Source organism: Actinoplanes sp. NPDC049316 (genome assembly GCF_040677315.1).
Taxonomy (GTDB): domain Bacteria; phylum Actinomycetota; class Actinomycetes; order Mycobacteriales; family Micromonosporaceae; genus Actinoplanes.
In genome coordinates this window covers 89,712-112,208 of sequence record NZ_JBFAQM010000025.1, presented here as the reverse complement: position 1 = coordinate 112,208, position 22,497 = coordinate 89,712, and the positions used below count along the sequence as shown (strand labels likewise).

Sequence of the window (22,497 nt, the reverse complement as noted above, 5' to 3'; positions counted from 1 at the left end):
ACCTGGCTGGCCCGGCGCCGACCTGGCTGGCCCCGGCTCCCGGCGGGCTGGCCCCGGCTCCCGGCGGGCTGGCCCGGCTCCCGGCGGGCTGGCCCCGGTCCCCGGCGGGCTGGCCCCGGTCCCCGGCGGGCTGGCCCGGCTCTCGGCGGGCTGGCCCCGGTCCCCGGCGGGCTGGCCCGGCCCCCGGCCCAGGCCCCGGCTGGCCTTGGTTCCCCGTCGGCTCGCTGCTACGCGGGCGTGAGGGTCGCAGCCCGCTTGCGGGCTCGGTGTGCGGCGACGTGCGACCGCGTGGCGCAGCGTTCCGAGCAGAAACGGCGGCAGTTGTTCGACGAGGTGTCCAGGTAGACGTTGCCGCAGCGGTCGTCGGCGCAGATGCCGAAGCGGGCGCTGCCGTACTCGCAGAGCCAGACCGACAGGCCCCAGGCCGCGCCCGCCAGGTATTCCGCGCTGACCGAGGCGCCGCGGCTGGTCACGTGCATGTGCCAGTCGCTCGCGTCGTGGCCCGAGATGCGCGGCTGGACGGGGTGGGCCTCGAGCAGCGCGTTCAGCTCGGCGACCGCCTCGGCGTCGCGGCCGGATGTGCCGTACTCGAAGACGTCGCGCAGCCGGCGCCGGGCCCGGCGGAACGTCGCCAGGTCCTTCTCCGTGACCTCGTCGGCCATCCAGGCGAGGTCCTCACCGAAGAGTGACCTCAGCCCGTCGAGGTCGTCGAGGCCGGCGTTGACCAGCTCCACGGCCGTGCGCGCGTACGCATCGAAGTTCACCGGACAACCGTATCCTCACCTGGCACGCGACGGACATGGCTGTGGACAAGCTCGGCGCGACCGGCGCCCGGACGGGCGATACGCTCGCTGCATGCTCCGATCCGTCTTTCTCGCCGCCGCCGGGTCGTCCCGGATGGAGCGGCTGATCTCCTCCGCTCCGGTCACCAAGGGAATCGTCAAGCGGTTCGTCGCGGGGGAGGGCGTCGGCGACGCGCTGCGCGCCAGCCGCGCGCTCGCCGACGACGGTCTCGGCATCAGCCTCGACTACCTGGGCGAGGACACGCTGACCGCGGAGCAGGCGACGGCCACCAAGGACCAGTACCTGACCCTCCTCGGCCGGCTGAAGGACGCCGGCTTGACGCCGGCGGCCGAGGTCAGCGTCAAACTCTCGGCCCTGGGTCAGAAGGTCGACGACCGGATGGCGTACGAGTACGCGCACGCGATCTGCGCCGCGGCGGCCGAGGCGGGCACCACGGTGACGCTGGACGCCGAGGACCACACCACCACGGACTCGACGCTCGAGATCCTCGCCGAGCTGCGCAAGGACTACCCGACCACGGGCGCGGTGCTGCAGGCGTACCTGCGGCGCACCGAGGGGGACTGCCGGGAGCTGGCCGCTGCCGGGTCGCGGGTGCGGCTCTGCAAGGGTGCGTACGCGGAGCCCGAGTCGGTGGCCTACCAGTCGGCGCTGGACGTCGACAAGGCGTACGTGCGCTGCCTGAACATCCTCATGTCGGGTGACGGCTACCCCATGATCGCGACGCACGACCCCCGGCTGATCGCCATCGCCGAGGACCGGGCGCGCTGGTTCGACCGCCGCGCCGACGAGTTCGAGTTCCAGATGCTGTACGGCGTACGCCCCGAGGAGCAGGCCCGTCTGGCCGGCGCGGGCCACACGGTCCGCGTCTACGTGCCATACGGCGACCAGTGGTACGGCTACCTGATGCGCCGGCTGGCCGAGCGTCCGGCGAACATGGCGTTCTTCGGCAAGGCCCTCGCCAGCCGGAAGTAGGGCGGGCCCCCGCGCAACGGAAAGAGGTCACCTTTCGGGGCAAAGACCGCGTGTCGGCTTGACTTTTTGTGGCCATTTCACGGAACGCATCGCGCTGGTAACAGCCGTCTCGATACCGTACTGATGACACGCGCGCCCGACCGCCGCGGCGCAAGGCCTGACCGGCCGCGGCGGAGGCGCCTGCGAAAGGATCGGTGCGAGGAGATGACGGGTCCAGCCCAAGCCGAGGAGCGCCTCGCCGAGGTGCGTTTCCTGACCGTGGCCGAGGTCGCCGCGCTCATGCGGGTCTCCAAGATGACCGTCTACCGGCTGGTGCACGGCGGGGAGCTGACCGCCGTCAGGGTGGGCCGCTCGTTCCGGGTGCCCGAGCACGCCGTGCACGCCTACCTGCGCGGAGCGTTCTCGCAGACGGCCTGACCGGACCGGCAGGCGCCGCACGCCGCGACTGTGAGGCCCTGGGCCGGGCCGCCACGGCCGGCCCGGAGCGGGCCCGCCGGCCGCCCGGCGAATGAGCTCACCGAGCAGCCCGGGACCGATCGCGGAGCAGTCCAGGACCGATCAGCCGGTGTCGCCGGTGGGCGCGGGCCGGTGTCACCGGCGAGCGCCGGCCTGCTCGGCGGGGAGCGTGGGCGAGCTCGCCAGGGGTCGTGTTGGTCCCTGGGCGGGCGGGCCGCTACGCTGGACCGGTTCGCCCGTGATACCTGTGTGTGCCGAAGGCGCCGGGGTGAGGGGCAAACCGCTGTCAGTCCGGCCGGCGTGTCATCGCGCGCAGCGGCCGGCCCCACATGGTTTCGAGAGGCATTACGTATGGGCTCCGTGGTCAAGAAGCGCCGCAAGCGTATGGCGAAGAAGAAGCACCGTAAGCTGCTGCGCAAGACCCGCGTCCAGCGTCGCCGTCTCGGCAAGTGACGCCCGGCCGGGCCACCGGCCCGGCCGTCCACTTGCCGTCTTCCGCAGAAGCCGCACGTGAGAGGCGCCCGTGGTGTCGTCTGAAGCCGCGGCCCCGCCGCGGGTCGTCGTGGTCACCGGCGTCAGCCGCTTTCTCGGCGCCCGGGTGGCCTCCCGTCTGGCTGCCGATCCGCGGATCGAACGTGTCATCGGCCTGGATCCGCACGCCCCGCCGCCGGCCCTCGCCGGCCTGCTGACGGACGTCGAGCAGATCCGGGCCGACGCGCGCGCCGCCACCGGTGCCATCGCCGAGCTGAACGCCGAGGCGGTCATCCACCTCGCCGTCACCAGCGCGCCCGACCCGAACCACGGCGGTCGCGCGGCGATGAAGGAACAGAACGTCATCGGCACCATGCAGCTGCTCGCCGCCGCGCAGAGCGCGACGCGGCTGCGCAAGCTGGTGGTGCGTTCCTCCACGGCCGCGTACGGGGCCTCGTTCCGCGATCCGGCCGTCTTCACCGAGGACACCGAACCCCGCGCCGTGCCGCGTGGCTCGTTCGCCCGCGACATCCTCGACATCGAGGGGTACGTGCGCGGCTTCCGTCGCCGCCGCCCCGAGGTGGCCGCGACGGTGCTGCGGTTCGCGCCGTTCATCAGCGACACCGCCGAGACGACGCTGACCCGCTACTTCGCTCAGCCGGTCGTGCCCACGGTGCTGGGTCGCGACGCGCGGCTGCAGTTCGTCCACGTCGACGACGCGCTGGAGATCCTGCACCGCGCGGTCGTCGAGGACCATCCCGGCACGTTCAACGTCGCCGGCGCCGGCGTCCTCGCACTTTCCCAGGCCGTACGCCGGGCCGGCCGCGTCGCCGTGCCGCTGCCCGAGGCCGCCCTCTCCTCGGTGGCGGCGCTCGCCCGCAACCTCGGTGTGGGGGAGATCGGCCTGGACCAGATCGACCTGTTCGTGCACGGCCGCGTGGTCGACACCGACCGGCTCGTCAAGGAGTTCGGTTTCACGCCGCGCAGCACCGCGGCCGCCTTCGACGACTTCATCCGGGGCCACAGCACCGGCTCGTCGCTGACCGCCGACCGGCTCGCCGCGGCGGAGAACGCGATCCTCGAGGGCATCCGCCGCGTCCGCGCGGCCGCCACCGGCGAGCGGGCCGGCGCGGGGCGCGAGCGGGCCGACACCGCCGGCGAGCAGGGCGGCGCCGCGGGCGAGCGGGCCGACACCGCCGGCGAGCAGGGCGGCGCCGCGGGCGAGCGGGCTGACACTGTCGGCGAGCGGGCCGACACCGCCGACGACCATGAGGCCGTGACGTCATGAGCGACGACTTCCACCCCGCGCTGCCCGGGCACGCCGACTTCACGCTCCCCCAGGCGGCTGCGCCGAAGCCGGTCAACGGCAAGCGCCCCATTCCGATGCCGGATCCGCCGCCGGCCGCCAAGCGCCCCCGCCGCCGTGCCGCAGCCGCAGCCGAGAAGGCCGATGCGGCGCAGAGCAGCGAAGCGGTCCAGCCCGACGAAGCCGTCCAGCCCGACGAGTCGGTCCAGCCCGACGAGGCGGTCCAGCCCGACGAGTCGGTCCAGCCTGGCGAGGCCGTCAAGTCCGGCGAGGAGGCCCGCCCCGGCGAGGCCGGTCAGGCCGGCGACGTGGATCCCGCCCCCAAGGACGCCGCGGCGCGGAGCGGCGAGGGCGGTCAGGCAGCGGACGCTGCATCCGCCGAGGTCGCCGCGGGCGAGGCGAAGAAGCCTCGTCCCCGCAGAACCGTCAACCGCTCGAAGTCCGCAGGCCTGCGCAAGACGACACCACCTGCGCCCGCGGCCGAAAAGCCCGAATCGCAGGACAAGCCGGAACCGCATCACCAGCCGGACCTGCGACAGAATCCGGATCCGCAGCCCGAGGTCGCGCCGCATCCGGTGGACATCTGGGATCAGCGGGTCGCCCGGGGCCTGGCGTTCCTGCGCCGGCGGCTCGCCGGGGCGTACGAGGTGGACGAGTTCGGCTTCGATCCCGAGCTGGCCGACACCGTGTTCCACCCGATGCTGCGGGTGCTCTACCGGGACTGGTTCCGTACCGAGGTGTTCGGCATCGAGAACGTGCCGGATGTCGGTGGCGGGCTGATCGTCGGGAACCATTCGGGGACCTTGGCGCTCGACGCGCTGATGCTCACCACCGCGTTGCACGACCAGCATCCGCGCGACCGTCATCTCCGGTTGCTCGGCGCCGACCTGGTGTTCCGCATGCCGGTGCTGTCCGAGCTGGCCCGCAAGGCCGGGGCCACCGTCGCCTGCAACCCGGACGCCGAGCGTCTCATGAGCGACGGCGAGCTGGTGGGCGTCTTCCCCGAGGGGTTCAAGGGCATCGGGAAGCGCTTCTCCGAGCGTTACAAGCTGCAACGGTTCGGCCGGGGCGGGTTCGTGTCGGCCGCCCTGCGCACGGGTACGCCGATCGTGCCGGTCGCGATCGTCGGCGCCGAGGAGATCTATCCGATCCTGGCCGATCTCAAGCCGCTCGCCCGCCTGCTGGGGCTGCCGTACTTCCCGGTGACGCCGACGTTCCCGTGGCTCGGCCCGCTGGGGCTCGTGCCGCTGCCGAGCAAGTGGCTGATCCAGTTCTGCGAGCCGATCCCGACCGCGCACCTCACCGAGTACGCCGACGATCCGCTGGTCGTCTACAACCTCGCCGACGAGGTGCGCGAGACCATCCAGGCGACGCTGCACTCGTTGCTCGAGAAGCGGCCCGACCCGTTCGGACCCTGATTCGGGTCTTTTTCCCGGCGCCGATCGGAAGCTACAGTACGCATTGAGGGGCGGCCCCGACTCTTGAAGTCGGCACCGCCCCTCGCCATGTCCGTACGTGTTCCCGCTTCGACGAGCCGATGGCCGCCGAGCTCACTTGCCTCCGAAGATGCCGCCCAGCAGGCCGCCGAGCAGCCCCTTGTCGTCGGCGGTCGGCGGGTTCGCCGGGTCCACGGAGATCATCGGCTCGGGGTCGGCCGTCGCCGGGGCGGACGCGTCACCCGCGCCGGCGACGGTGCCGGTGACGTCCGGCTCGTCCGACGGCCCGCTGCTGACCGTGGGCTTTCCGCTCTTCTTCGGCTCGCCGTTCTTGCCGAGCGGGGCCTTCTTCTCGCTCTGCCCCTGACCCTGCCGCCGCTCCGACGTGGTGGAGTCGGAGGCGCCGGCCTTGCACGACTTCAGCTCGGGCCCGAGCGCGTCGCTGCGCGACTGCGTGATCGTGCTGCAGCTGAGCCCGTCGCGGACGTTGTCGGCGCGCCGTTCGACCGCGTCGAGCAGGCTCACCGACTTCTGCGCGCGTTCGGCGTTGGCCGGGCTCAGCCCGTCCAGGGCCGGCGTGATGACCCGGCGCTGGCTCTCGACGAACGAGTCGACGGACGCCAGGTCGGTGGCTTGGCGGCGGGTGACCGCGGCCGAGGTGAGCAGCTTGACGCCCTGCTTGGTGTCGGCGTCCATGTCGTCGAGGGCGTCGGCGAACCGGCTGTCCTGGCCGTTCATCGCGGCCGCCTCGGCGAGGCGGTTACGGGCGAACGTCAGCGAGAGCTGGCCGCGGGTGATGTCGGAGCCGGCCATGGCCAGCTGGGCGCGTTCGGTGGAGCGCTTGACGCCGTACAGGGCGTCGCCGGGCGCGGCGTTCTCGCTGGCGGCGGAGATCCCGGAGACCGCCATGGCACCGGCGGCGACGCCGATCACGATGGCGCCGCGGGCGCGGATGCGTCGGCTGGTACGGCCGAACAGCTTCCGGACCGGCTCGGCGACGTCGGGCTCCGGGTCGGGCGCGGTGGCCGTCTCCCCGATCCCGTCGCGTTCGGCGGTGGCGATCAGCATGGCCCGCAGGCCCATCCGGAACTCGGGATCGACCTGGACTGCGGGCCGTGCCGCGGAGAGGCTGTGCCCGATGGCGACCAGCTCGGCGAGTTGCTCGTCGGCCTGGCCCCGGGCGTGGTGGCGACGGCCGCCGCTGGTCTCGTCGAGAAGCTCCGCGAAGCGCTCGGCGCTCCGGCGATCGAGGAAATCGAAGCTCACCGAGGGCACCTCCCTTCGCTCGTGAGTGACCCGCCGGCGAGGTTGCCGGCAGGCGCGACGGAACCGGTGGAACGCAGGCCCACCACGGGTCGCACCCGGACAAACGCTCGACCGGCGGGGCCGGTTACGGGTGCGAGCTGGGCAACAACGCCATGAGAGATCGACATCGGGGAAATCGGCGTCACCACTGGAACCCTTCGGGCAGCAGGCGGGCGAGCGCCCGGACGGCCCGGTACTGCAGCGCCTTGATGGCGCCTTCGTTCTTGCCCATCGTCCGCGCGGTCTCGGCCACGGAGAAGCCCTGCAGGAAGCGCAGCACGATGCACTCCTGCTGCTCCGGGTTGAGCTGCTTGACCGCGGTGAGAAGGGCGACGTTCGTGATGTGGTCGACCACGGCGGCCTCGGGGCTGCCCTCGGGCCCGCGGTCCTCGCGGTCGGCGTCGAGCACGTCGCCGGTGGTGACCTCGAGCCGGTAGCGGCCCGACTTGAAGTGGTCGGCGACCAGGTTGCGGGCGATGGTCACCAGCCACGCGCCGAGGTCGCGTCCCTGCCAGGTGAAGCTGCCGATGCGCTTCAGGGCCCGCAGGAACGTGTCCGACGTGAGGTCCTCGGCGAGCTGCCGGTTGCCGACCCGGAAGTAGACGAACCGGAAGACGGTGTCCACGTACCGGTCGTAGATCAGCCCGAACGCCGCGGCGTCGCCGGCCTGTGCCCGCTCCACCAGCGCCCACACCTCGGCCGCGGCGTCGCCCGGGTCGGGGCGCGCCGGATATTTCGGTGGCTCGGTCTCGCCGGGCGGCCCGGTCGTGCTCTGTGCCGGCACGACCACGGCCTGCTCCCCGTCGGTTGCGCCGGTCCGTCCGGGTCCCGCCTGCTGCGGGGGCTGCGGCCGCCCGGGTACGGCGACCCGCCCGCCCTTGGAGTTGCCGGTGGGTGGCAGGTGCCCCAGCGGCGACTCGTTGATGTGCGGACGGTTGCGGGTGCGCTTGGGGCTGTCGCCACGGATCGCGTGGGCGACGCCGTCGCGCAGCGCGGTCAGCCCCTCCGGAAGGCTCGGGTAAGCCGCGAAGAGCTCGCGGCTGTACGGATCGCCGGCGTACACATGACTCACTGCGCCTCCTTGACCCGGCGGGCCGTCGATGAGGGGTGTCCGAAAGCGGTCCACAACAAAAGGGGGTGAAGCGGACCCGATCACCGGGCCGGCCTCACCCACGGACTGTGGAATCCGTTACACAGACGGGAAGTATTACGGAGCTCAAGCACAGCGAGTCGCACACCGTGTGCGCTGCGCGAAATTGGCCCGAAGTGGCGCAGAGGCGACATGGCGCACCTCTGTCACCATGTGGGACTCTCTGTGATCGAACGCGGACAGACTGTCCGACGCTCCCCGTACGGGTGGCCGGTGTGCCAGACTCGGGCGTCGTGGGAGATCTCACCGCCGAACCGGCCCGTGACCCCGTCCGCGATGCGGCGCGCCGACGTCCCGGCAGCCCCGCGCTGATCGCCGGGGACACCGTGCTGACCTGGGCGGACCTGGATGAGCGGGTGGATCGCGCAGCTCGCCGGCTGGCCGCCGGGACGGCGCCCGGCGACCGGGTGGCGATCATTCTCGGCAACACCCCGGAATTCGCCGTCGCCTATTTCGGAACACTGCGCGCGGGGCGGGTCGCCGTGCCGCTCAATCCCGGGTACGCGGCGGACGAGGTGACGTTCGCGCTGACGGACAGCGGCGCGGTCCGGGTGGTCGCCGATGACGCGGTGCTGGGTGCTCTGCGGTTGTCGGAGGGGGTGGCCGTACCGTCATCGGATCTTTCGGGGTCTTCGTCGGACGAAGCCGTGCCCGCGGCGGCGGCGCCGGCCGCGACGGACCTCGCGGTGCTGCTCTACACGTCCGGGACGAGCGGCCGGCCGAAGGGCGCCATGCTCACGCACCGTGCCCTCGCGGCGAACAACGACCAGCTGCAGCGGATCGAGCCGGCGGTGGTCGGCGACGACGACGTGGTGCTGCTGGCGATCCCGTTCTTCCACGCCTACGGGCTCAACACCGGCCTCGGCGCGGTCGCTCACCACGCGGCCTGCGGCGTTCTCGTCGACCGTTTCGACCCGGTCGAGACCGTCTCGCTCATCGCGAAACACCAGGTCACCGTCGTCATCGGGGTTCCGTCGATGTATGCGGCCTGGTCGCGCACGCCCGGCGCCGACTTCCGGCGGGTACGCACGGCGGTGTGCGGCGCGGCGCCGCTGGACCCGGCCGACGCGGCGCGGTTCACGGCCGCGACCGGGGCCGGCATCCTGATCGGGTACGGCCTGACCGAGGCTGCGCCGGTACTCACCACGACTGCGGTGAGTGACCGCACGAAGGTCGGATCGATCGGCCGGCCACTCCCGGGGGTCTCCCTGCTGCTGCGCACCGCGGACGGTGCCGTGCTGTGGCGCGACGGGCCCGTCGCCGAGCCGGCGACCGACGAGCTGGACCTCGACCTGGAGGTTTCCGAGGGCACGGACCCGGGCGAGATCGTGGTGCGCGGCGACAACCTCTTCTCGGGATACTGGCCCGACGGGCACGGCGGCCCGGACGCGGACGGCTGGTGGGGCACCGGCGACATCGCGTACGCGGACGCCGACGGCGACCTGGTGCTGGTCGACCGGATCGGCGAGCTGATCCTGGTGAACGGCTTCAACGTCTACCCCGCCGAGCTCGAACGCGTCCTCGACGAGCACCCGGGCGTGGCCGAGGCGGCCGTGGTCGCCGTCGCGGACGAGCGGACCGGGCAGGCGCCGTACGCCTACGTCGTGCCCGCCCTCGACCCGGCGCCGACCCCCGCGGAGCTGGAGGCGTTCTGTGCCGCCCGGCTCGCGCGGTACAAGCTGCCGGCCGGCATCGAGGTCGTCGACGAGCTGCCGCACTCGGCGATCGGCAAGGTACGCAAGGGAGAGCTGCGATGACCCGCCTGACGTTGATCAGCCGCACCGGCTGCCACCTCTGTGAGGAGGCGGAGCAGGTGCTGGACCGCATCGCCGCGGGCGAGTGGACCCGGGTGGAGGTCTCCGACTCGATCGACCTCGAACGCGACTACGGCGACCGGGTGCCGGTGGTGCTGCTGGACGGCAAGGAGCACGGCTACTGGCGGATCGAGGAGGAGCGGCTGCTGCGGGATATGGCTCGACCGCCGGGGGCTCCTCGGCTGTAGCCTCACGGCCGTGGCGCGTACGCATCTTGTCTGGGACTGGAACGGCACCCTGCTCGACGACCTCTCGCTCGTCGTCTCCTCCACGAACCACACGTTCGCCGCGGTGGGCGGGCGCAACGTGGACTCCGACGAGCACCGGCGGCGCTTCCGCCGGCCGGTCAGCGAGTTCTACGCCGAGATCCTCGAACGGGCGATCACCGACGAGGAGTTCGAGGAGCTCGACCGGATCTTCCACGACGCGTACCGGATGGGCCTGACCACGATCCCGCTCGCGGCGGACGCCGAGGCGGCGATCAAGGCCTGGCCGGGCACGCAGTCGTTGCTGTCGATGTGGTTCCACGACGAGCTGATCCCGGCGGTGGAGTCGCGCGGGCTCGCCGGCGTGTTCGCGCGGATCGACGGCCGGCCCACGGAGGTCGACGGCGGCCTCAAGGCCGGCCACCTGGCACGGCACCTCGACCAGCTGCAGGTGGCCGGCGACCAGGCCGTTCTCATCGGCGACTCGATCGACGACGCGGACGCGGCGGCCTCCGCCGGGGCGCTCTGCGTGCTCTACACGGGCGGATTCACCGAGCCGGCGCGGCTGCGCGCGTCGGGTGTGCCGGTGGCCGACTCGCTGCTGGAGGCCGTGGCCCTCGCCAAGGCGTTGTGACGCTCGCCGGCGGCGTTGTGATATCCGTCGTCGGTATGCCGACGGCGCTGGTCGATGGCCGCGTAAAGCGGTAATACTCGGACAGGTGTCGGCGTGCGAATAGCACGCTGGCTTGATCTTTGTCCAGTTCCGCTATCAAGATCGCGATTTGTGCACGCCTTCACAAGCGCCTACTCTGTGACTCCGACGAGCCCCGCTACCACAGCCGGTCCATCCAGGCCACAGAGGGCTCACCGCAGGTTCGCCACCTCGTCGGCACGGAGTCAGATGAGTCAGCAGCGTCAAGGAAACGCGCCCGGCAATGCCGGTGCAGTGCCCGCCTTCCCGGACCTTCCGGAGGCGACGATCGCGCGGCTACCGGAATACCTCCGCGCTCTGCACAACCTCGCCGAGAACGGTTCGGACACGATCTCCAGCGAGGGTCTCGCGGCAGCGGCCGGCGTCAATTCGGCCAAGCTCCGCAAAGACCTCTCCCACCTCGGTTCGTACGGCACCCGCGGCGTCGGCTACGACGTCGCCCTGCTGGTCGACCAGATCGAGTACATCCTCGGCCTCGACCAGCGCCGCGCGGTCGCCCTCGTCGGCGTCGGCAACCTCGGCCACGCGCTGGCCGGCTACGACGGCTTCGCCAGCCGGGGCTTCCGCATCGTCGCGCTCTTCGACGCCGACCCCGCGCTGGTCGGCGAGACGATCAACGGCCTGGTCGTGCGGCACATCGACGAGCTGTCCCGGGCCGTGGTCGAGGAGGGCATCGCCATCGGCGTCATCGCCACCCCCGCCGGCGCGGCCCAGGGTGTCGCGGACGAGCTGGTGGCCGCGGGGGTCACCAGCATCCTCAACTTCGCGCCCTGCGTGCTGTCCGTGCCGGCCGGCGTCGACGTGCGCAAGGTCGACCTGGCCATCGAGCTGCAGATCCTGTCGTTCCACGAGCACCGCAAGGCGTCGCTCACCGCGCTGCCCGGCGGGCGCGGTGCGAGCACCGTCGAGGGCGCCAACCAGGAGGCGGTCGGATCGTGAACCTGCTCAGCGTCGGCGCGTCGTACCGCACCGCCGGGGTCGGCACGCTCGAACGCCTCACCATCGCCGGCCCCGAGATCCCGGCCGTGCTGCAGAAGCTCGTCGCCCAGCCGTACGTCGGCGAGGCCGTCGTCCTCTCCACCTGCAACCGCGTCGAGGTGTACGCGGCTGTCTCCGGCTTCCACGGCGGGCTCGGCGACGTGTGCGCCGTGCTGGCCGAGGAGTCCGGCATCAGCGCCGGTGACCTCGCCGGGCACCTCTACGTGCACTACGACGAGGCGGCGGTGCGTCACTCGTTCCGGGTCTCCTCGGGCCTCGACTCGATGGTCGTCGGCGAGGCGCAGATCCTCGGGCAGCTGCGCGACGCGTACCACGCCGCGACCGAGGCCGACACCGCCGGCCGGCTCCTGCACGAGCTCATGCAGCAGGCGCTTCGCGTCGGCAAGCGCGCCCACGCCGAGACCGGCATCGACCGCGCCGGGCAGAGCGTGGTCACCGCCGCCCTCGAGGTCGCGGCCGGCTCCTTCGGCGGCGACCTGACCGGCCACCCGGGCCTGGTGATCGGCGCAGGCGCGATGGGCGCCCTGTCCGTCGCCACCCTCACCCGCTCCGGCGTGGGGCCGGTGCAGATCACCAACCGTGGCGCCGAGCGGGCCGCACGGCTCGCGGAGGCGTACGGCGCCACCGCCGTGCCCTTCGCCGACCTCGACGCCGCCCTGCGCGACGCCGACCTGGTCGTCTGCGCCACCGCCTCCACCGAGCCCGTGCTCACCGCGGACCGGCTCGCCGGCCGGGAGCGCCCGCTCGTCGTGCTGGACCTCGCCGTGCCGCGTGACGTCGCACCCGAGGTCGCCGAGCTGCCCCAGGTGACCGTCGTCGACATCGACGGGCTCGCCGCGAACCGCCGCGCCCTGCCCGCCGCCGCGGAGACCGCCGCCGTCGAGCAGATCGTCGCGAGCGAGGTCGATCACTTCCTCGCCTGGCTGCGGGGCGCCGAGATCGCCCCGACCGTCGCCGCGCTGCGCACCCGCGCCGAGGACGTGGTCAGCGCCGAGCTGCGCAAGCTATCCGCGCGCCGGCCGGAATTCACCGAGGAGCAGCGGGCCGACGTTTCCCGTACCCTGCACCGGGTTGTCCAGCAACTGCTGCACTCGCCCACCGTGCGGGTCCGGCAACTTGCGGCCGAGCCCGGCGGCGACCAGTATGCGGCTCTGTTGCGCGAGCTGTTCGACCTGGACGTTCCGCATGCCACCCAGGCCGACGCCGTACCCGAGATCGGAGGACAAGCGTGAGCACCCCGCTGCGCCTCGGCACCCGGGGCAGCGCCCTCGCCCTCGCCCAGTCACAGATGGTCGCTTCCGCGGTCACGGCCTCTTCCGGCGTGCCGGTCGAGCTGGTGCCCATCGTGACCCCGGGGGACCGTTCCTCCGCCCCGGTCGCCCGGCTCGGCGTCGGCGTGTTCGTGTCGGCCCTGCGGGACGCACTGCTGGCGAATGAGATCGACTTCGCCGTGCACTCGTACAAGGACCTGCCCACCGGGGAGCACCCCGGACTGCACATCGCCGCTGTGCCACAGCGTGAGGACCCGCGCGACGCGCTCGTCGCCCGCGACGGGAAGACGCTCGCGGAGCTCCCGCCCGGGGCCACCATCGGCACGGGGGCGGTGCGCCGAATCGCGCAACTGCACGCTTTGGGCCTACAGTTGCAGGTCACGCCGATCCGCGGCAACGTCGACAGCCGCATCGCGCGAGTGCTCGGCCCCGAGGCCGACCTCGACGCGATCGTGCTGGCGCGGGCCGGCGTGGTGCGTCTCGGCCGGGCCGCCGAGATCACGGAGACGCTGGACCCGATGCTCATGCTGCCCGCCCCGGCCCAGGGTGCGCTGGCGGTGGAGTGCCGGTCCGGCGACGCAGACCTGGTCGAGCTGCTGGGGGCGCTCGATCATGCACCGTCCCGCGCCGCCGTCACGGCGGAACGGGCGATGCTCGCCACGCTCGAGGCCGGGTGCTCCGCCCCGGTCGCGGCACACGCCGAGCTCGCCGAAGGCGAGCACGGCGACGAGATCTACCTGCGCGGTGCGGTGATCAGCCCGGACGGGGCCCGAGCTGTCCGGCTGTCGCGCACCGGAACGCCCGCCGACGCGGCGGAGATCGGCAAGGCGCTCGCCGCCGATCTCCTCGAAGCCGGCGCCGACACCCTGATGGGGAGCACAGAATGACCACCCGCACCGCCCGCAACCGCGCCGGACGCATCGCGTTCGTCGGCGCCGGACCCGGCGACCCGGGGCTGCTGACGCGCCGGGCCCACGACACCCTCGCCGACGCCGACCAGGTCGTCTACGACCGTGGCGTCCCCGAGTCGCTGCTCGCGGCGATCAAGGCGGAGGCCAAGGACGACACCCAGTTCAGCCCCGCCGAGGGTGCGCCCGGCGACGTCGCCAAGGTGCTGCTGTCCGCGGCCAAGTCCGGCCTGTCCGCCGTGCACCTGGTGGCCGGCGACCCGTTCGGGCACGAGGCCGTGGTCCGGGAGGTGCAGGCGGTAGCCCGCACGGCCGTGCACTTCGAGGTGGTCCCGGGACTGGGCCAGGCGGAAGGCGTCGCCACGTACGCGGGCGTGCCGCTGCCGGGCGTCCGCACGGTGGCCGACGTCGACGACGTGGCGGCCCTCGACTTCGACGCGCTCGCCGCGTCGGCCCAGAAGGGCTCCTTCGCGGTGGCGGTGGACGCCGGCGACCTCGCCGCGGTCCGCGACGGGCTGCTCGCCGCGGGCGTCGAGCCCGGCACGGCGGTCGCGGTGACCGGCGACGGCACCGGTGAGACCCAGTACACGACCACCTCGACCGTCGACAGCTTCGTCGCGGCGGCGCTCGGCTTCACCGGCCGCGTGGTGCTCACCGTCGGCTCGGAGGTCGCGGAGCGAGACAAGCTGAGCTGGTGGGAGAACCGCCCGCTGTACGGCTGGAAGGTCCTCGTGCCGCGCACCAAGGAGCAGGCGGGTGCGATGAGCGCCCGGCTGCGCGCGTACGGCGCCATCCCGTGCGAGGTCCCGACGATCGCTGTCGAGCCCCCGCGCACCCCGGCGCAGATGGAACGCGCGGTCAAGGGCCTCGTCGACGGCCGCTACGCCTGGGTGGTCTTCACCTCGGTCAACGCGGTCCGCGCGGTCTGGGAGAAGTTCGCCGAACACGGCCTCGACGCCCGCCACTTCGGCGGCGTGAAGATCGCCTGCATCGGCGAGGCGACCGCCGACGCGGTCCGGGCGTTCGGCATCCAGCCCGAGCTCATCCCGGCCGGCGACCAGTCCAGCGAGGGCCTGCTGGCCGAGTTCTCCCCGCACGACGAGATCCTCGACCCGGTCGGCCGGGTGCTGCTGCCCCGCGCCGACATCGCCACGGAGACCCTGGCGGCCGGCCTGATCGAGCGCGGCTGGGAGGTCGACGACGTCACGGCGTACCGCACGGTCCGCGCGGCCCCGCCGCCGGCCGACATCCGCGACGCCATCAAGTCGGGCGGCTTCGACGCGGTGCTGTTCACGTCCTCCTCGACGGTCCGCAACCTGGTCGGCATCGCCGGCAAGCCGCACGCCCGCACGGTGGTCGCCGTGATCGGCCCGAAGACGGCGGAGACGGCCACGGAGTTCGGCCTGCGCGTGGACGTCCAGCCCCAGCACGCCTCGGTGCCCGACCTCGTGGAGGCCCTCGCCTCGTACGCGGTCGAGCTCCGCGAGAAGCTGGCCGCCATGCCGGCCAAGCAGCGGCGCGGCTCGAAGGTACAGGGACCGACGGCTCTCCGGTTCCGCTGATTCCGAGGTCCGGGCCGGGCGCGACGCGTCCGGCCCGGTGTTGTTGCCGGGTTGTCTCGCGTGGGGTCGGCTCGGGGTTTGTTGCCGGGTCTCCTCGCTGAGGCGGGCTCGGTGCGTTTCCGCCGGTCTGTGGTGCGGCCGGCCTGGCTGAGGGAGTGACGATGTCGTTTCCGGACATTCGCCCGCGCCGGCTGCGGCGCACGGCGGCCCTGCGCCGGCTCGTCGAGGAGACCCGGGTGTCCCCCGCCGAACTGGTCCTGCCCCTGTTCGTCAAGGAAGGACTCACCGAGCCGCGGCCGATCTCGTCGCTGCCCGGAGTCCTGCAGCACAGCCGCGACTCGCTGCGCAAGGCCGCCCACGAGGCCGTCGGCGCCGGAGTCGGTGGCCTGATGCTGTTCGGCGTGCCGGCGAGCGAGAACAAGGACGAGACCGGCTCCGGCGGCATCGACCCGGACGGCATCCTCAACGTCGCCATCCGGGACGTCATCGCGGAGGTCGGCGACTCCACGGTCGTGATGAGCGATCTGTGCCTCGACGAGTTCACCTCCCACGGTCACTGCGGCGTCCTCACCCCCGACGGTGCGGTCGACAACGACGCCACCCTGGACCTCTACGCCCGGATGGGTGTGGCCCAGGCCGAGGCGGGCGCCCACGTCGTCGGCCCCTCCGGCATGATGGACGGCCAGGTCGGCACGATCCGGCGCGCCCTCGATCAGGCCGGCCACCAGGACGTCACGGTCCTGGCGTACGCGGCCAAGTACGCCGGCGCCTTCTACGGCCCCTTCCGCGAGGCCGTCGAGTCCACCCTTCAGGGCGACCGCCGCACCTACCAGCAGAGCCCCGGCAACATCCGCGAGGCGCTGCGCGAGGTCGACCTCGACGTGGCCGAGGGCGCGGACATGGTCATGGTCAAGCCGGCCTTGCCGTACCTCGACGTGATCGCGGCGGTCCGCGACCGGGTCACAGTCCCGGTCGCTGCCTACCAGGTCTCCGGCGAGTACGCGATGGTCGAGGCAGCCGCGGCCAACGGCTGGATCGACCGCGAGGGCGTGATGCTGGAGACGCTGACGTCGATCAAGCGGGCGGGCGCGCAGGTCATGCTGACGTACTGGGCGACCGAGGCCGCTCAGCTCCTGCGCAGCCGGTACTGATCGACCCGTGGGTCCTTCCTGACCAGGTGGACGCCACTTTCCGCCTCGGTGGGATGCCGCTGATCGACCGGCAGCCCTCTGCGCGCAGCGGCGGCTGAGCGACCCCCTATCCTCGACCGCCGCCTCGGCGGGTGGTGCTGATCGACCGGAGGCCCTCGGCGGTCCGGCTTGTCGAACGGCATCAGTCCGAGGGCTCGGTCTTGGCTGGTCCGGGTGTCTCGCCGTCCTGTTCCGGGCGGTCGCTGTAGGGCTGCTCGCCCGGCTTCCACGGCTGGCCGGGCGAGCCTTTGTTCTCGCGGCCGCCGGCGCCTTCCTCGGCTGCGGAGTCGTCGGCCGGTTCCCGGGCTGCCGCGGGGGCCGCTGCTTCTGGGCCTGCCGGGTCGCCGGCGGCCTGTTCCGCCTCGACGGGCAACGGTTCGTCTGTCATGCGAGGCACGCTACCCATCCGGCGAACGGCGAATCGGGTTGTCCACAACGCGCGAGTATCCACAGGACCGTCTGCGGGACCCGGCCGAATCCGGCATCCTCGGCGCGTGCTCAGAGGCGTACGAGTAAAGAGAACTGCCGGGCCCGCGCGAAGCGGACCCGGCAGCGGTGGATCGTGCCTGTCAGTCGTCGTTCTTGATGGTGCCCGTGGCCGACGGGTCGGTCTGGCGGACGTCGCCCAGGCCGGCCACCACGAGCGTGAGCGTCTCGTCCGGCTCGCGGAAGCGGTCGCCGCGCACCTTGACCGTGAACGTCACGCCGGTCCCACCCGCGGGGATCGACTTGCACCCGAAGTAGGGGTCGAAGTCGACGACCGGCCACGCGGAGCCGGGCACCGCGGTCGCGCACACGGTGAGCGGCTTGCTCAGCGGACGCGACAGCGTGACGGGGAAGTTCAGCGCCGTCGTGCCGCTGTTGCCCTCGGCCACCGCGGCGTCGGCCGTGGCCAGCGCCGCCTTCGACTGGAAGCGGGCGATCTGCGGGTCGTGGTCGCTCGAGCCCTTGGAGCCGTTGGCCTCGTCCTCGGCCGCCCAGTCCGCGTTGATGTGTGCGGCCCGCATCTCGATCAGGTCGCCGTGCAACGCGTCGTTGACGAAAAGGTTGTCGAGGGTCTGTGCCTGGCCGTCGAAGACGTACGAGTACGCCGACGCGGGCGCGTCCGTCACCAGGTCGTCCCAGAGGTTGTGCAGCCCGGCGTCGTAGAGCGGCCCCAGCTGGTCGCCCGGCTTCGCGGGGACCGGCTCGTCCGGGCGTGGGAAGACGTTCAGGTCGCCGCCGTACGCGATCCGCGCGTGCGCGTGGGTCGCCTCGATGGCCGTGGTGATCGCAGCGCCGTAGGCGGCCTGTTCCCGGCGCTGGCCGACGCGGCTGTCCGGTCCCGAGCTGTAGTGGTTGCTGATCGCCCACAGCTGGAAGTGCTCCGACGCCCCCGGCGCAGCCTGCACGTCGAAGAGCGCCACCTGCGGTGCGCGGGTGAAGACGTTGGAGCCGTCGACACCGGTGGACCGGTCCACGTCCGCGGGCAGCACCGCGTTGAGCGCCTTCGGGTTGGACACGTCGGCGTTGCTCGCGAGCGGCGTGCCCCGGTATTGCACCTGCGGGGCCGAGCCGAGGATCGGGTCGTCCGCGGACGCGGTCGCGAGCGACAGCCGGTCGGTGCGGTAGAGGAACGCCGCCGTGATGCCGCGTGCGTCGGCCCCGGTGCGGTCGAACGCCGCCGCGTAGGCCGGGCCGCCCGCGTTCTTGATCGTCAGCGCGAGGTCCTGCAGCGTGTCCGGCTGCCCGTCCGCGTTGTTCGTGTCACCGCAGCTGAGCGTGGCGCCGGAGACCGTGCAGATGTCCTGGTCCTCGGCCTCCTGCGCCAGGATGACGTCGGGCGAGTGCATGCTCTTCACGATCTGGTCGGCCAGGTTACCGAGTTTCTCGGTGTACGCGGCCTCGCTCGCCGGCACGTAGTCGAACGGCGGGCTGACCCCGGGGCACCCAGAGTTGCCCGTGAAGTCGCAACCGTCGAACGGGTCGTCGCGGAAGTCGTACAGATTCTCGACGTTGTAGGTCGAGACCGCGAACTCGGAGCCACGCTTCGCCGGCTTCGGCGGGTTGTTCTTCGACGGGTCGGCGCCCGGCGTGAACTCCGCGGTCGAGGGCTGGATGCCGTACTTGTTGAAGGCGTAGTAGACGCCCCCGACCGCGTCGGCGGACAGCGTGTCGAAGGTCTTCACCGCCGGCAGCAGGGTGGTGTTGTCACCGGCGGTCGCCTTGACGCCCATGGGGCCGAGCAGGATCCGGTCGCCGTTGCCGTTGTCGAAGCGGGCCGGGTCGTCGTCCAGCGGGTGGGCGTCGCGGAAGACCCGGCGCGCGTACGGGTCGGCGCGGTCCAGCAGCGGATCGTCCTTGTCGACGACCCAGATCTCGGCGTCGGCCGTGTCGCTGAAGACGTTGCGGCCCGACACGGCGCCGGAGCCCGCGCGTACCCGCAGCTGCATGCCCTCGTGCCGCTCCCAGAACAGGTCGGCGGCGGCCACATCGGCCGGCGGCGTCGCGTCGTCGGCCTGGACCTCACTCATCGGTACGTCCGAGGCGAGCTTGGTGACCAGCGAGGCGCTGGAGAGCTGGGTGAGCGAGAAGTACTCGGCCACCCGCGCCTTGACCACGATCTCGTCGCCGACCGTGGGCACATAGCCGCCGATCAGGGACGTGAACGAGCCCATGAAGACGAAGATGCCGTCGGAGCTCGTGGGGTCACCGTCCTCGGTGCCCTTGCGGCTCTGCAGGAAGAAGCCGTTCTGGTCGGCGCCCGCGGCGGTCCGGGCCAGCGTGCGTTGCGTGACGACGCCGCGGACCTCGTACTGGGCGCTGCTGGCGCCGTTGCCGGACGGGTTCGCCAGCGGGGAGCGGTGCGTACGGGGCGAGGACGTGGTGCTGCCCTGCACCGCGCCGATCGACAGGGGTTCGTCAGCGGCCCGCGCGACGCCTGGGATCAGCACAGCCGTCAGGACGGGGGCAACAATGATGGGCAATATGCGTGGGTAGCGCACGAAGCCTCCACAGCGGAGCTTGAAAAGGGGTACGCCGACCCTAAAGGCCCAGGTCAGTTCGTGGGTTCCAGTCTCTGTACCAGTTGCGCAACGTCGGCGATGTATTCGTACCAATCCCGGTCGGACTGGAATCCCAACTCGGCGTTAACCTTCAGCATCGACTCGCTGTGCTGGGCGTTCCAGGTCTGGACCTCGCGCAGGCCGGGCTCCGCCGTCCGCAGCTCGAGCAGCATCCGGGCCTTGATCGCCCGGTCGATCCCGTAACCGCGATGTTCCCGCACGACGATGGTGTCGTACTGGTCGGCGCGTTCCGGGTGCTGCGCCGGCACGACCAGCTCGGTCAGCCCTGCGACCGTCCCGGTGGTCTCGTGGATCGCGAGCACGATGTACGGCTTCAGCCCACGCCGGTGCAGCGTGTCGAGGCTGTCCCGGAGCCGCTGCGGATCCGACGAGCTCGGGCGCAGGTCCAGGTCGTTGTCGTCGCCGTCCTGACCTTCGAGCTTCGCCTGCGCGTACGCCTCCAGCAGGCTCTCCGGCGGGCCGCCCGGGTGATACTCGACGCGGTAGCCGGCGCTGATGCCGCCGGCCATCGTGCTCAGCGCGCTCCAGTCCACGCTGGACAAAGTCAGCACGTTGCGCGTCTCCACGTACTCCTTCTCGAAGCCCAGCGACTCGTAGAAGGGGATCGCCGGGGTGTCGCCGATCGCCTCGACGCCGATGGACGAGAAACCCTCGAGGTATGCCCGGCGGGCCGCGACGGCGACCAGCTGCTGACCGAGGCCGCGGCGGCGCAGGTCGGGGTGCACCAGCACCTCCAGCACGCCGATGTCACCCAGCAGGAGCAGGGTGACATGGCCGAAAACCTTGCCCGTGCCCTCGGGCAGCCGGTCGTCCTCGGCCACCCAGCTGATCCGGCGCTCGCCCGGCATCGTCTCGGCCAGGTACTCCCTGACCTGCACGTCCTGCCACGGTGGATCGTCCGGGAGGTCCGCTGCGAGTACCTCGTTCAGCGTCTCCACGAGCGATCGGATCTCCTCGTCCGACGCGGACCGGGGATCCCATTCACGCACCCTCACCCGTACAGCTTGCCGGTATCTCGACATTCAGGGAAGTGCCGGGGGAGCAAATGTACGCGACCCGTCACTGTGGGTGGATCGCTAGAGGCGGCTGCGCTGGCCGTACTCGTTGGCGGCGTCGAAGACCTTCTGCGCGTACGGGCGTACTGCGTTGTAGGACAAAATGGCGTCCCACCAGGCGTCCGCCTTGGACAGGTCCCGGCCGCCCCGGCAGAGATAGACCGCCGCGGCGAGCGAGGCGTCGTCGATGTCGTTCGGGTCCGATACACCGTTGTTGTCGGCGTCCACGGCGTTCCCGGCCGAGATCTCGTTCCACGTCTGCGGGATGAACTGCAGCGGGCCCATCGCACGGTCGTACTGGTTGTCCTTGTCCAGCACGCCCTGATCAGTGTCGCGGATCAGCTGACGGCCACCCTTGCCGTCGAGCGGCAGACCGAGGATGGGTGGCGCCACCGTGCCGTCCACTCCGAGCACCGCGCCGTTCGCGCTGCCGTGCGCGGACTCCACTTTCGCGATGGCGGCGATCGTGGTCCAGCTCAGGTGGCAGCTGGGGGCGGTGCGGCCGACGACCAGCTCGGCGTACCCGTAGGCCTGCACCGCGACCACCGGGATGCCGACCCGGGTGCCGGTCTGCTGGGCCCACCCCGCGAGCACATCGGCGGGCCGCCCCCCGGCCACTCCGGCGGGCGCCGTCGTGGGCAGGCCGCCGGGCGCGGTGGCCGCGGAGCTGACGCCCGGCAGGCTCGGCACGCCGCCCCCGCTGGGCGCCGGGGCGGCCGATCCGCCGGCGTCCAGACCGAAGTTCGGCGTCGCGCTGGGCGACGGCACCGACTGCAGAGCCTGCGGTACGAGGTAAGCACCGGCCGTACCCGCGGCGCCGAGCAGCAGCACGGCGATGACGGCCGGCAGGATGAACCGGCCGGACGGGCGCTTGGCCCACTCCGACGTGCTGCGAGCCACGCGTGCGGGGTTGGCCCTGCGCAACACCCGGGTGGTCCGGCCGCGCGACGCAAGCGCGACGGCCGTTGCCGACGGCGCCACCGAGCGATCACCCGGCTGCTTGTCCTCGGCCTCGGTCGTCTCGTCGCCGGTCTTGGCCTTGTCTTCGATCTTGGCCGTCTTGTCGTCGGCCCTGGACGCCTTCTCGATCGCAGCCGTCTTGTCGTCGGTCTTGGCCGTCTTGTCGTCGGCCATGGCCGTCGCTGGGGTGGCCGGTCCGGCGGAACTCGGCTCGGCCGTCTTCGGCTCGGCCGACTGACCGGGCTCGGCCGACTGACCAGGCTCGGCCGGCTTGGCAGGTTCGGCCGGCTCGACGGGTCCGGTGGGCTTGGCGGGTTCGGCGGACTGGGCCGGCTCGGCTGGTTCGTTCGGCCCGTCGACGGTCCTCTGGAGCGCATCGCTCGGGCTGGGCGTTTCCGCAGCTACAGCCGGCTGCTCCTCGGGCGCCGCACCCGAGCTGCCGAGGGGTCCGCCGAGGTGCGGCGCCGCCGGTCGCTTCGAGGGTGTGTCGTGCCCGTCTACCACTCGCAGAAGACTACCGGGCGCGGGCCACCGCCGGTGGCCATGGACCCCGGGCTATGTGTGGTCAACAACTACGCACCTGCGATGCAGCGCGAGGCCCCGTCCAGGCAATACGCTGTCCGGATGCCGCGATACGACTTCCGTTGCCGCGCCTGCGGCGACACCTTCGAACTTAATCGTCCGATGGCCGACGCCTCGGCCCCGGCGGCCTGTCCGCAAGGGCACACGGACACGGTCAAGCTCCTCTCCACGGTCGCCGTGACGGGCCGCAGCGGCGCTGCGCCGTCCCTCCCGGCCGGGGGCGGCGGCGGCTGTTGCGGTGGCGCCTGCGGCTGCTGACGCCCGCACGGCGTT

General features: G+C 72.2%; 19 protein-coding genes and 2 pseudogenes. 14 read left to right on the top strand and 7 right to left on the bottom strand.

All coding sequences use genetic code 11. The annotated features are described in order from the left end of the window. Window positions 1-227: 227 nt before the first annotated feature. On the bottom strand, window positions 228-764 hold the full coding sequence (locus tag AB0K03_RS30290) for a CGNR zinc finger domain-containing protein (protein WP_364691651.1): 537 nt from the start codon (window positions 762-764) through the stop codon (window positions 228-230). Window positions 765-855: 91 nt separating this feature from the next. On the opposite strand from AB0K03_RS30290, the gene AB0K03_RS30285 reads away from it, so the two are divergent. From AB0K03_RS30285 to AB0K03_RS30265, 5 genes and pseudogenes are all read left to right on the top strand, one after another. Beyond that, a complete protein-coding gene (locus AB0K03_RS30285) occupies window positions 856-1,776 on the top strand; it encodes a proline dehydrogenase family protein (RefSeq protein ID WP_364691648.1) in 921 nt (306 codons plus the stop codon). Window positions 1,777-1,980: 204 nt separating this feature from the next. Then, the gene (locus AB0K03_RS30280; protein ID WP_199510420.1) at window positions 1,981-2,193 is read left to right on the top strand and encodes a helix-turn-helix domain-containing protein; all 213 of its coding nucleotides are present in this window, start codon (window positions 1,981-1,983) and stop codon (window positions 2,191-2,193) included. 390 nt (window positions 2,194-2,583) lie between these two features. After that, a complete protein-coding gene (locus tag AB0K03_RS30275) occupies window positions 2,584-2,685 on the top strand; it encodes a 30S ribosomal protein bS22 (RefSeq protein ID WP_007465623.1) in 102 nt (33 codons plus the stop codon). A 70-nt stretch (window positions 2,686-2,755) separates the two neighbouring features. After that, window positions 2,756-3,829 (top strand): annotated as a pseudogene (locus AB0K03_RS30270) (NAD-dependent epimerase/dehydratase family protein); the annotation flags it as partial. A gap of 629 nt (window positions 3,830-4,458) precedes the next feature. Continuing rightward, complete coding sequence (locus tag AB0K03_RS30265) at window positions 4,459-5,427, top strand: lysophospholipid acyltransferase family protein (protein ID WP_364691723.1); 969 nt, start codon at window positions 4,459-4,461, stop codon at window positions 5,425-5,427. Between the two features lie 132 nt (window positions 5,428-5,559). Here the strand turns inward: AB0K03_RS30265 and AB0K03_RS30260 are convergent, their stop codons facing one another. Beyond that, window positions 5,560-6,711 carry a DUF5667 domain-containing protein gene (locus tag AB0K03_RS30260; RefSeq protein WP_364691644.1) on the bottom strand — a complete coding sequence of 384 codons (1,152 nt, stop codon included), beginning with the start codon at window positions 6,709-6,711 and terminating at the stop codon, window positions 5,560-5,562. Window positions 6,712-6,892: 181 nt separating this feature from the next. Further along, window positions 6,893-7,675: an ECF subfamily RNA polymerase sigma factor, BldN family gene (locus AB0K03_RS30255; RefSeq protein WP_364691720.1), complete on the bottom strand. Its 783-nt coding sequence runs from the start codon at window positions 7,673-7,675 to the stop codon at window positions 6,893-6,895. 458 nt (window positions 7,676-8,133) lie between these two features. Here AB0K03_RS30255 and AB0K03_RS30250 point away from each other — a divergent pair, with 458 nt between their 5' ends. The 8 genes from AB0K03_RS30250 (at window position 8,134) to hemB (ending at window position 16,523) form a co-directional block, all read left to right on the top strand. After that, on the top strand, window positions 8,134-9,657 hold the full coding sequence (locus AB0K03_RS30250) for an AMP-binding protein (protein ID WP_364691641.1): 1,524 nt from the start codon (window positions 8,134-8,136) through the stop codon (window positions 9,655-9,657). Continuing rightward, window positions 9,654-9,902, top strand: a complete 249-nt coding sequence (locus AB0K03_RS30245) for a glutaredoxin family protein (RefSeq protein ID WP_364691638.1) — start codon at window positions 9,654-9,656, stop codon at window positions 9,900-9,902. The genes AB0K03_RS30250 and AB0K03_RS30245 overlap by 4 nt, the downstream gene beginning before the upstream one ends. A 10-nt stretch (window positions 9,903-9,912) precedes the next feature. Continuing rightward, entirely contained in the window at window positions 9,913-10,554 is a 642-nt protein-coding gene (locus tag AB0K03_RS30240) for an HAD hydrolase-like protein (RefSeq protein ID WP_364691635.1), read from the top strand. Window positions 10,555-10,821: 267 nt separating this feature from the next. Beyond that, the gene (locus tag AB0K03_RS30235; protein WP_364691633.1) at window positions 10,822-11,571 is read left to right on the top strand and encodes a redox-sensing transcriptional repressor Rex; all 750 of its coding nucleotides are present in this window, start codon (window positions 10,822-10,824) and stop codon (window positions 11,569-11,571) included. Then, complete coding sequence (locus tag AB0K03_RS30230) at window positions 11,568-12,863, top strand: glutamyl-tRNA reductase (protein WP_364691631.1); 1,296 nt, start codon at window positions 11,568-11,570, stop codon at window positions 12,861-12,863. Before AB0K03_RS30235 ends, AB0K03_RS30230 begins: the two co-directional genes overlap by 4 nt. Beyond that, window positions 12,860-13,789 (top strand): hydroxymethylbilane synthase, encoded by a 930-nt coding sequence (gene hemC / locus AB0K03_RS30225; RefSeq protein WP_364691629.1) that lies wholly within the window; start codon window positions 12,860-12,862, stop codon window positions 13,787-13,789. Before AB0K03_RS30230 ends, hemC begins: the two co-directional genes overlap by 4 nt. Beyond that, a complete protein-coding gene (locus tag AB0K03_RS30220; RefSeq protein WP_364691626.1) occupies window positions 13,786-15,372 on the top strand; it encodes a uroporphyrinogen-III synthase in 1,587 nt (528 codons plus the stop codon). Before hemC ends, AB0K03_RS30220 begins: the two co-directional genes overlap by 4 nt. 161 nt (window positions 15,373-15,533) lie before the next feature. Further along, on the top strand, window positions 15,534-16,523 hold the full coding sequence (hemB, locus tag AB0K03_RS30215; RefSeq protein ID WP_364691623.1) for a porphobilinogen synthase: 990 nt from the start codon (window positions 15,534-15,536) through the stop codon (window positions 16,521-16,523). 181 nt (window positions 16,524-16,704) lie between these two features. Here hemB and AB0K03_RS30210 read toward each other — a convergent pair whose 3' ends face one another. The 4 genes and pseudogenes from AB0K03_RS30210 to AB0K03_RS30195 form a co-directional block, all read right to left on the bottom strand. Further along, on the bottom strand, window positions 16,705-16,950 hold the full coding sequence (locus tag AB0K03_RS30210) for a hypothetical protein (RefSeq protein WP_364691620.1): 246 nt from the start codon (window positions 16,948-16,950) through the stop codon (window positions 16,705-16,707). 181 nt (window positions 16,951-17,131) lie between these two features. Further along, window positions 17,132-19,456: pseudogene (locus AB0K03_RS30205) on the bottom strand (endonuclease); the annotation flags it as partial. Window positions 19,457-19,599: 143 nt separating this feature from the next. Next, window positions 19,600-20,649: a GNAT family N-acetyltransferase gene (locus tag AB0K03_RS30200; protein WP_364691617.1), complete on the bottom strand. Its 1,050-nt coding sequence runs from the start codon at window positions 20,647-20,649 to the stop codon at window positions 19,600-19,602. A gap of 54 nt (window positions 20,650-20,703) precedes the next feature. Next, the gene (locus tag AB0K03_RS30195; protein ID WP_364691615.1) at window positions 20,704-21,816 is read right to left on the bottom strand and encodes a murein transglycosylase; all 1,113 of its coding nucleotides are present in this window, start codon (window positions 21,814-21,816) and stop codon (window positions 20,704-20,706) included. 450 nt (window positions 21,817-22,266) lie between these two features. Between AB0K03_RS30195 and AB0K03_RS30190 the strand changes: the two genes are divergently transcribed. Then, entirely contained in the window at window positions 22,267-22,482 is a 216-nt protein-coding gene (locus tag AB0K03_RS30190; RefSeq protein WP_364691612.1) for a zinc ribbon domain-containing protein, read from the top strand. Window positions 22,483-22,497: the final 15 nt, after the last annotated feature.

Coding starts and splice junctions, on each gene's coding strand:
- AB0K03_RS30285 (WP_364691648.1), top strand. CDS start 856: ATGCTCCGATCCGTCTTTCTCGCCGCCGCCGGGTCGTCCCGGATGGAG.
- AB0K03_RS30280 (WP_199510420.1), top strand. CDS start 1,981: ATGACGGGTCCAGCCCAAGCCGAGGAGCGCCTCGCCGAGGTGCGTTTC.
- AB0K03_RS30275 (WP_007465623.1), top strand. CDS start 2,584: ATGGGCTCCGTGGTCAAGAAGCGCCGCAAGCGTATGGCGAAGAAGAAG.
- AB0K03_RS30245 (WP_364691638.1), top strand. CDS start 9,654: ATGACCCGCCTGACGTTGATCAGCCGCACCGGCTGCCACCTCTGTGAG.
- AB0K03_RS30235 (WP_364691633.1), top strand. CDS start 10,822: ATGAGTCAGCAGCGTCAAGGAAACGCGCCCGGCAATGCCGGTGCAGTG.
- AB0K03_RS30220 (WP_364691626.1), top strand. CDS start 13,786: ATGACCACCCGCACCGCCCGCAACCGCGCCGGACGCATCGCGTTCGTC.
- hemB (WP_364691623.1), top strand. CDS start 15,534: ATGTCGTTTCCGGACATTCGCCCGCGCCGGCTGCGGCGCACGGCGGCC.
- AB0K03_RS30210 (WP_364691620.1), bottom strand. CDS start 16,950: ATGACAGACGAACCGTTGCCCGTCGAGGCGGAACAGGCCGCCGGCGAC.
- AB0K03_RS30200 (WP_364691617.1), bottom strand. CDS start 20,649: ATGTCGAGATACCGGCAAGCTGTACGGGTGAGGGTGCGTGAATGGGAT.
- AB0K03_RS30195 (WP_364691615.1), bottom strand. CDS start 21,816: ATGGCCGACGACAAGACGGCCAAGACCGACGACAAGACGGCTGCGATC.
- AB0K03_RS30190 (WP_364691612.1), top strand. CDS start 22,267: ATGCCGCGATACGACTTCCGTTGCCGCGCCTGCGGCGACACCTTCGAA.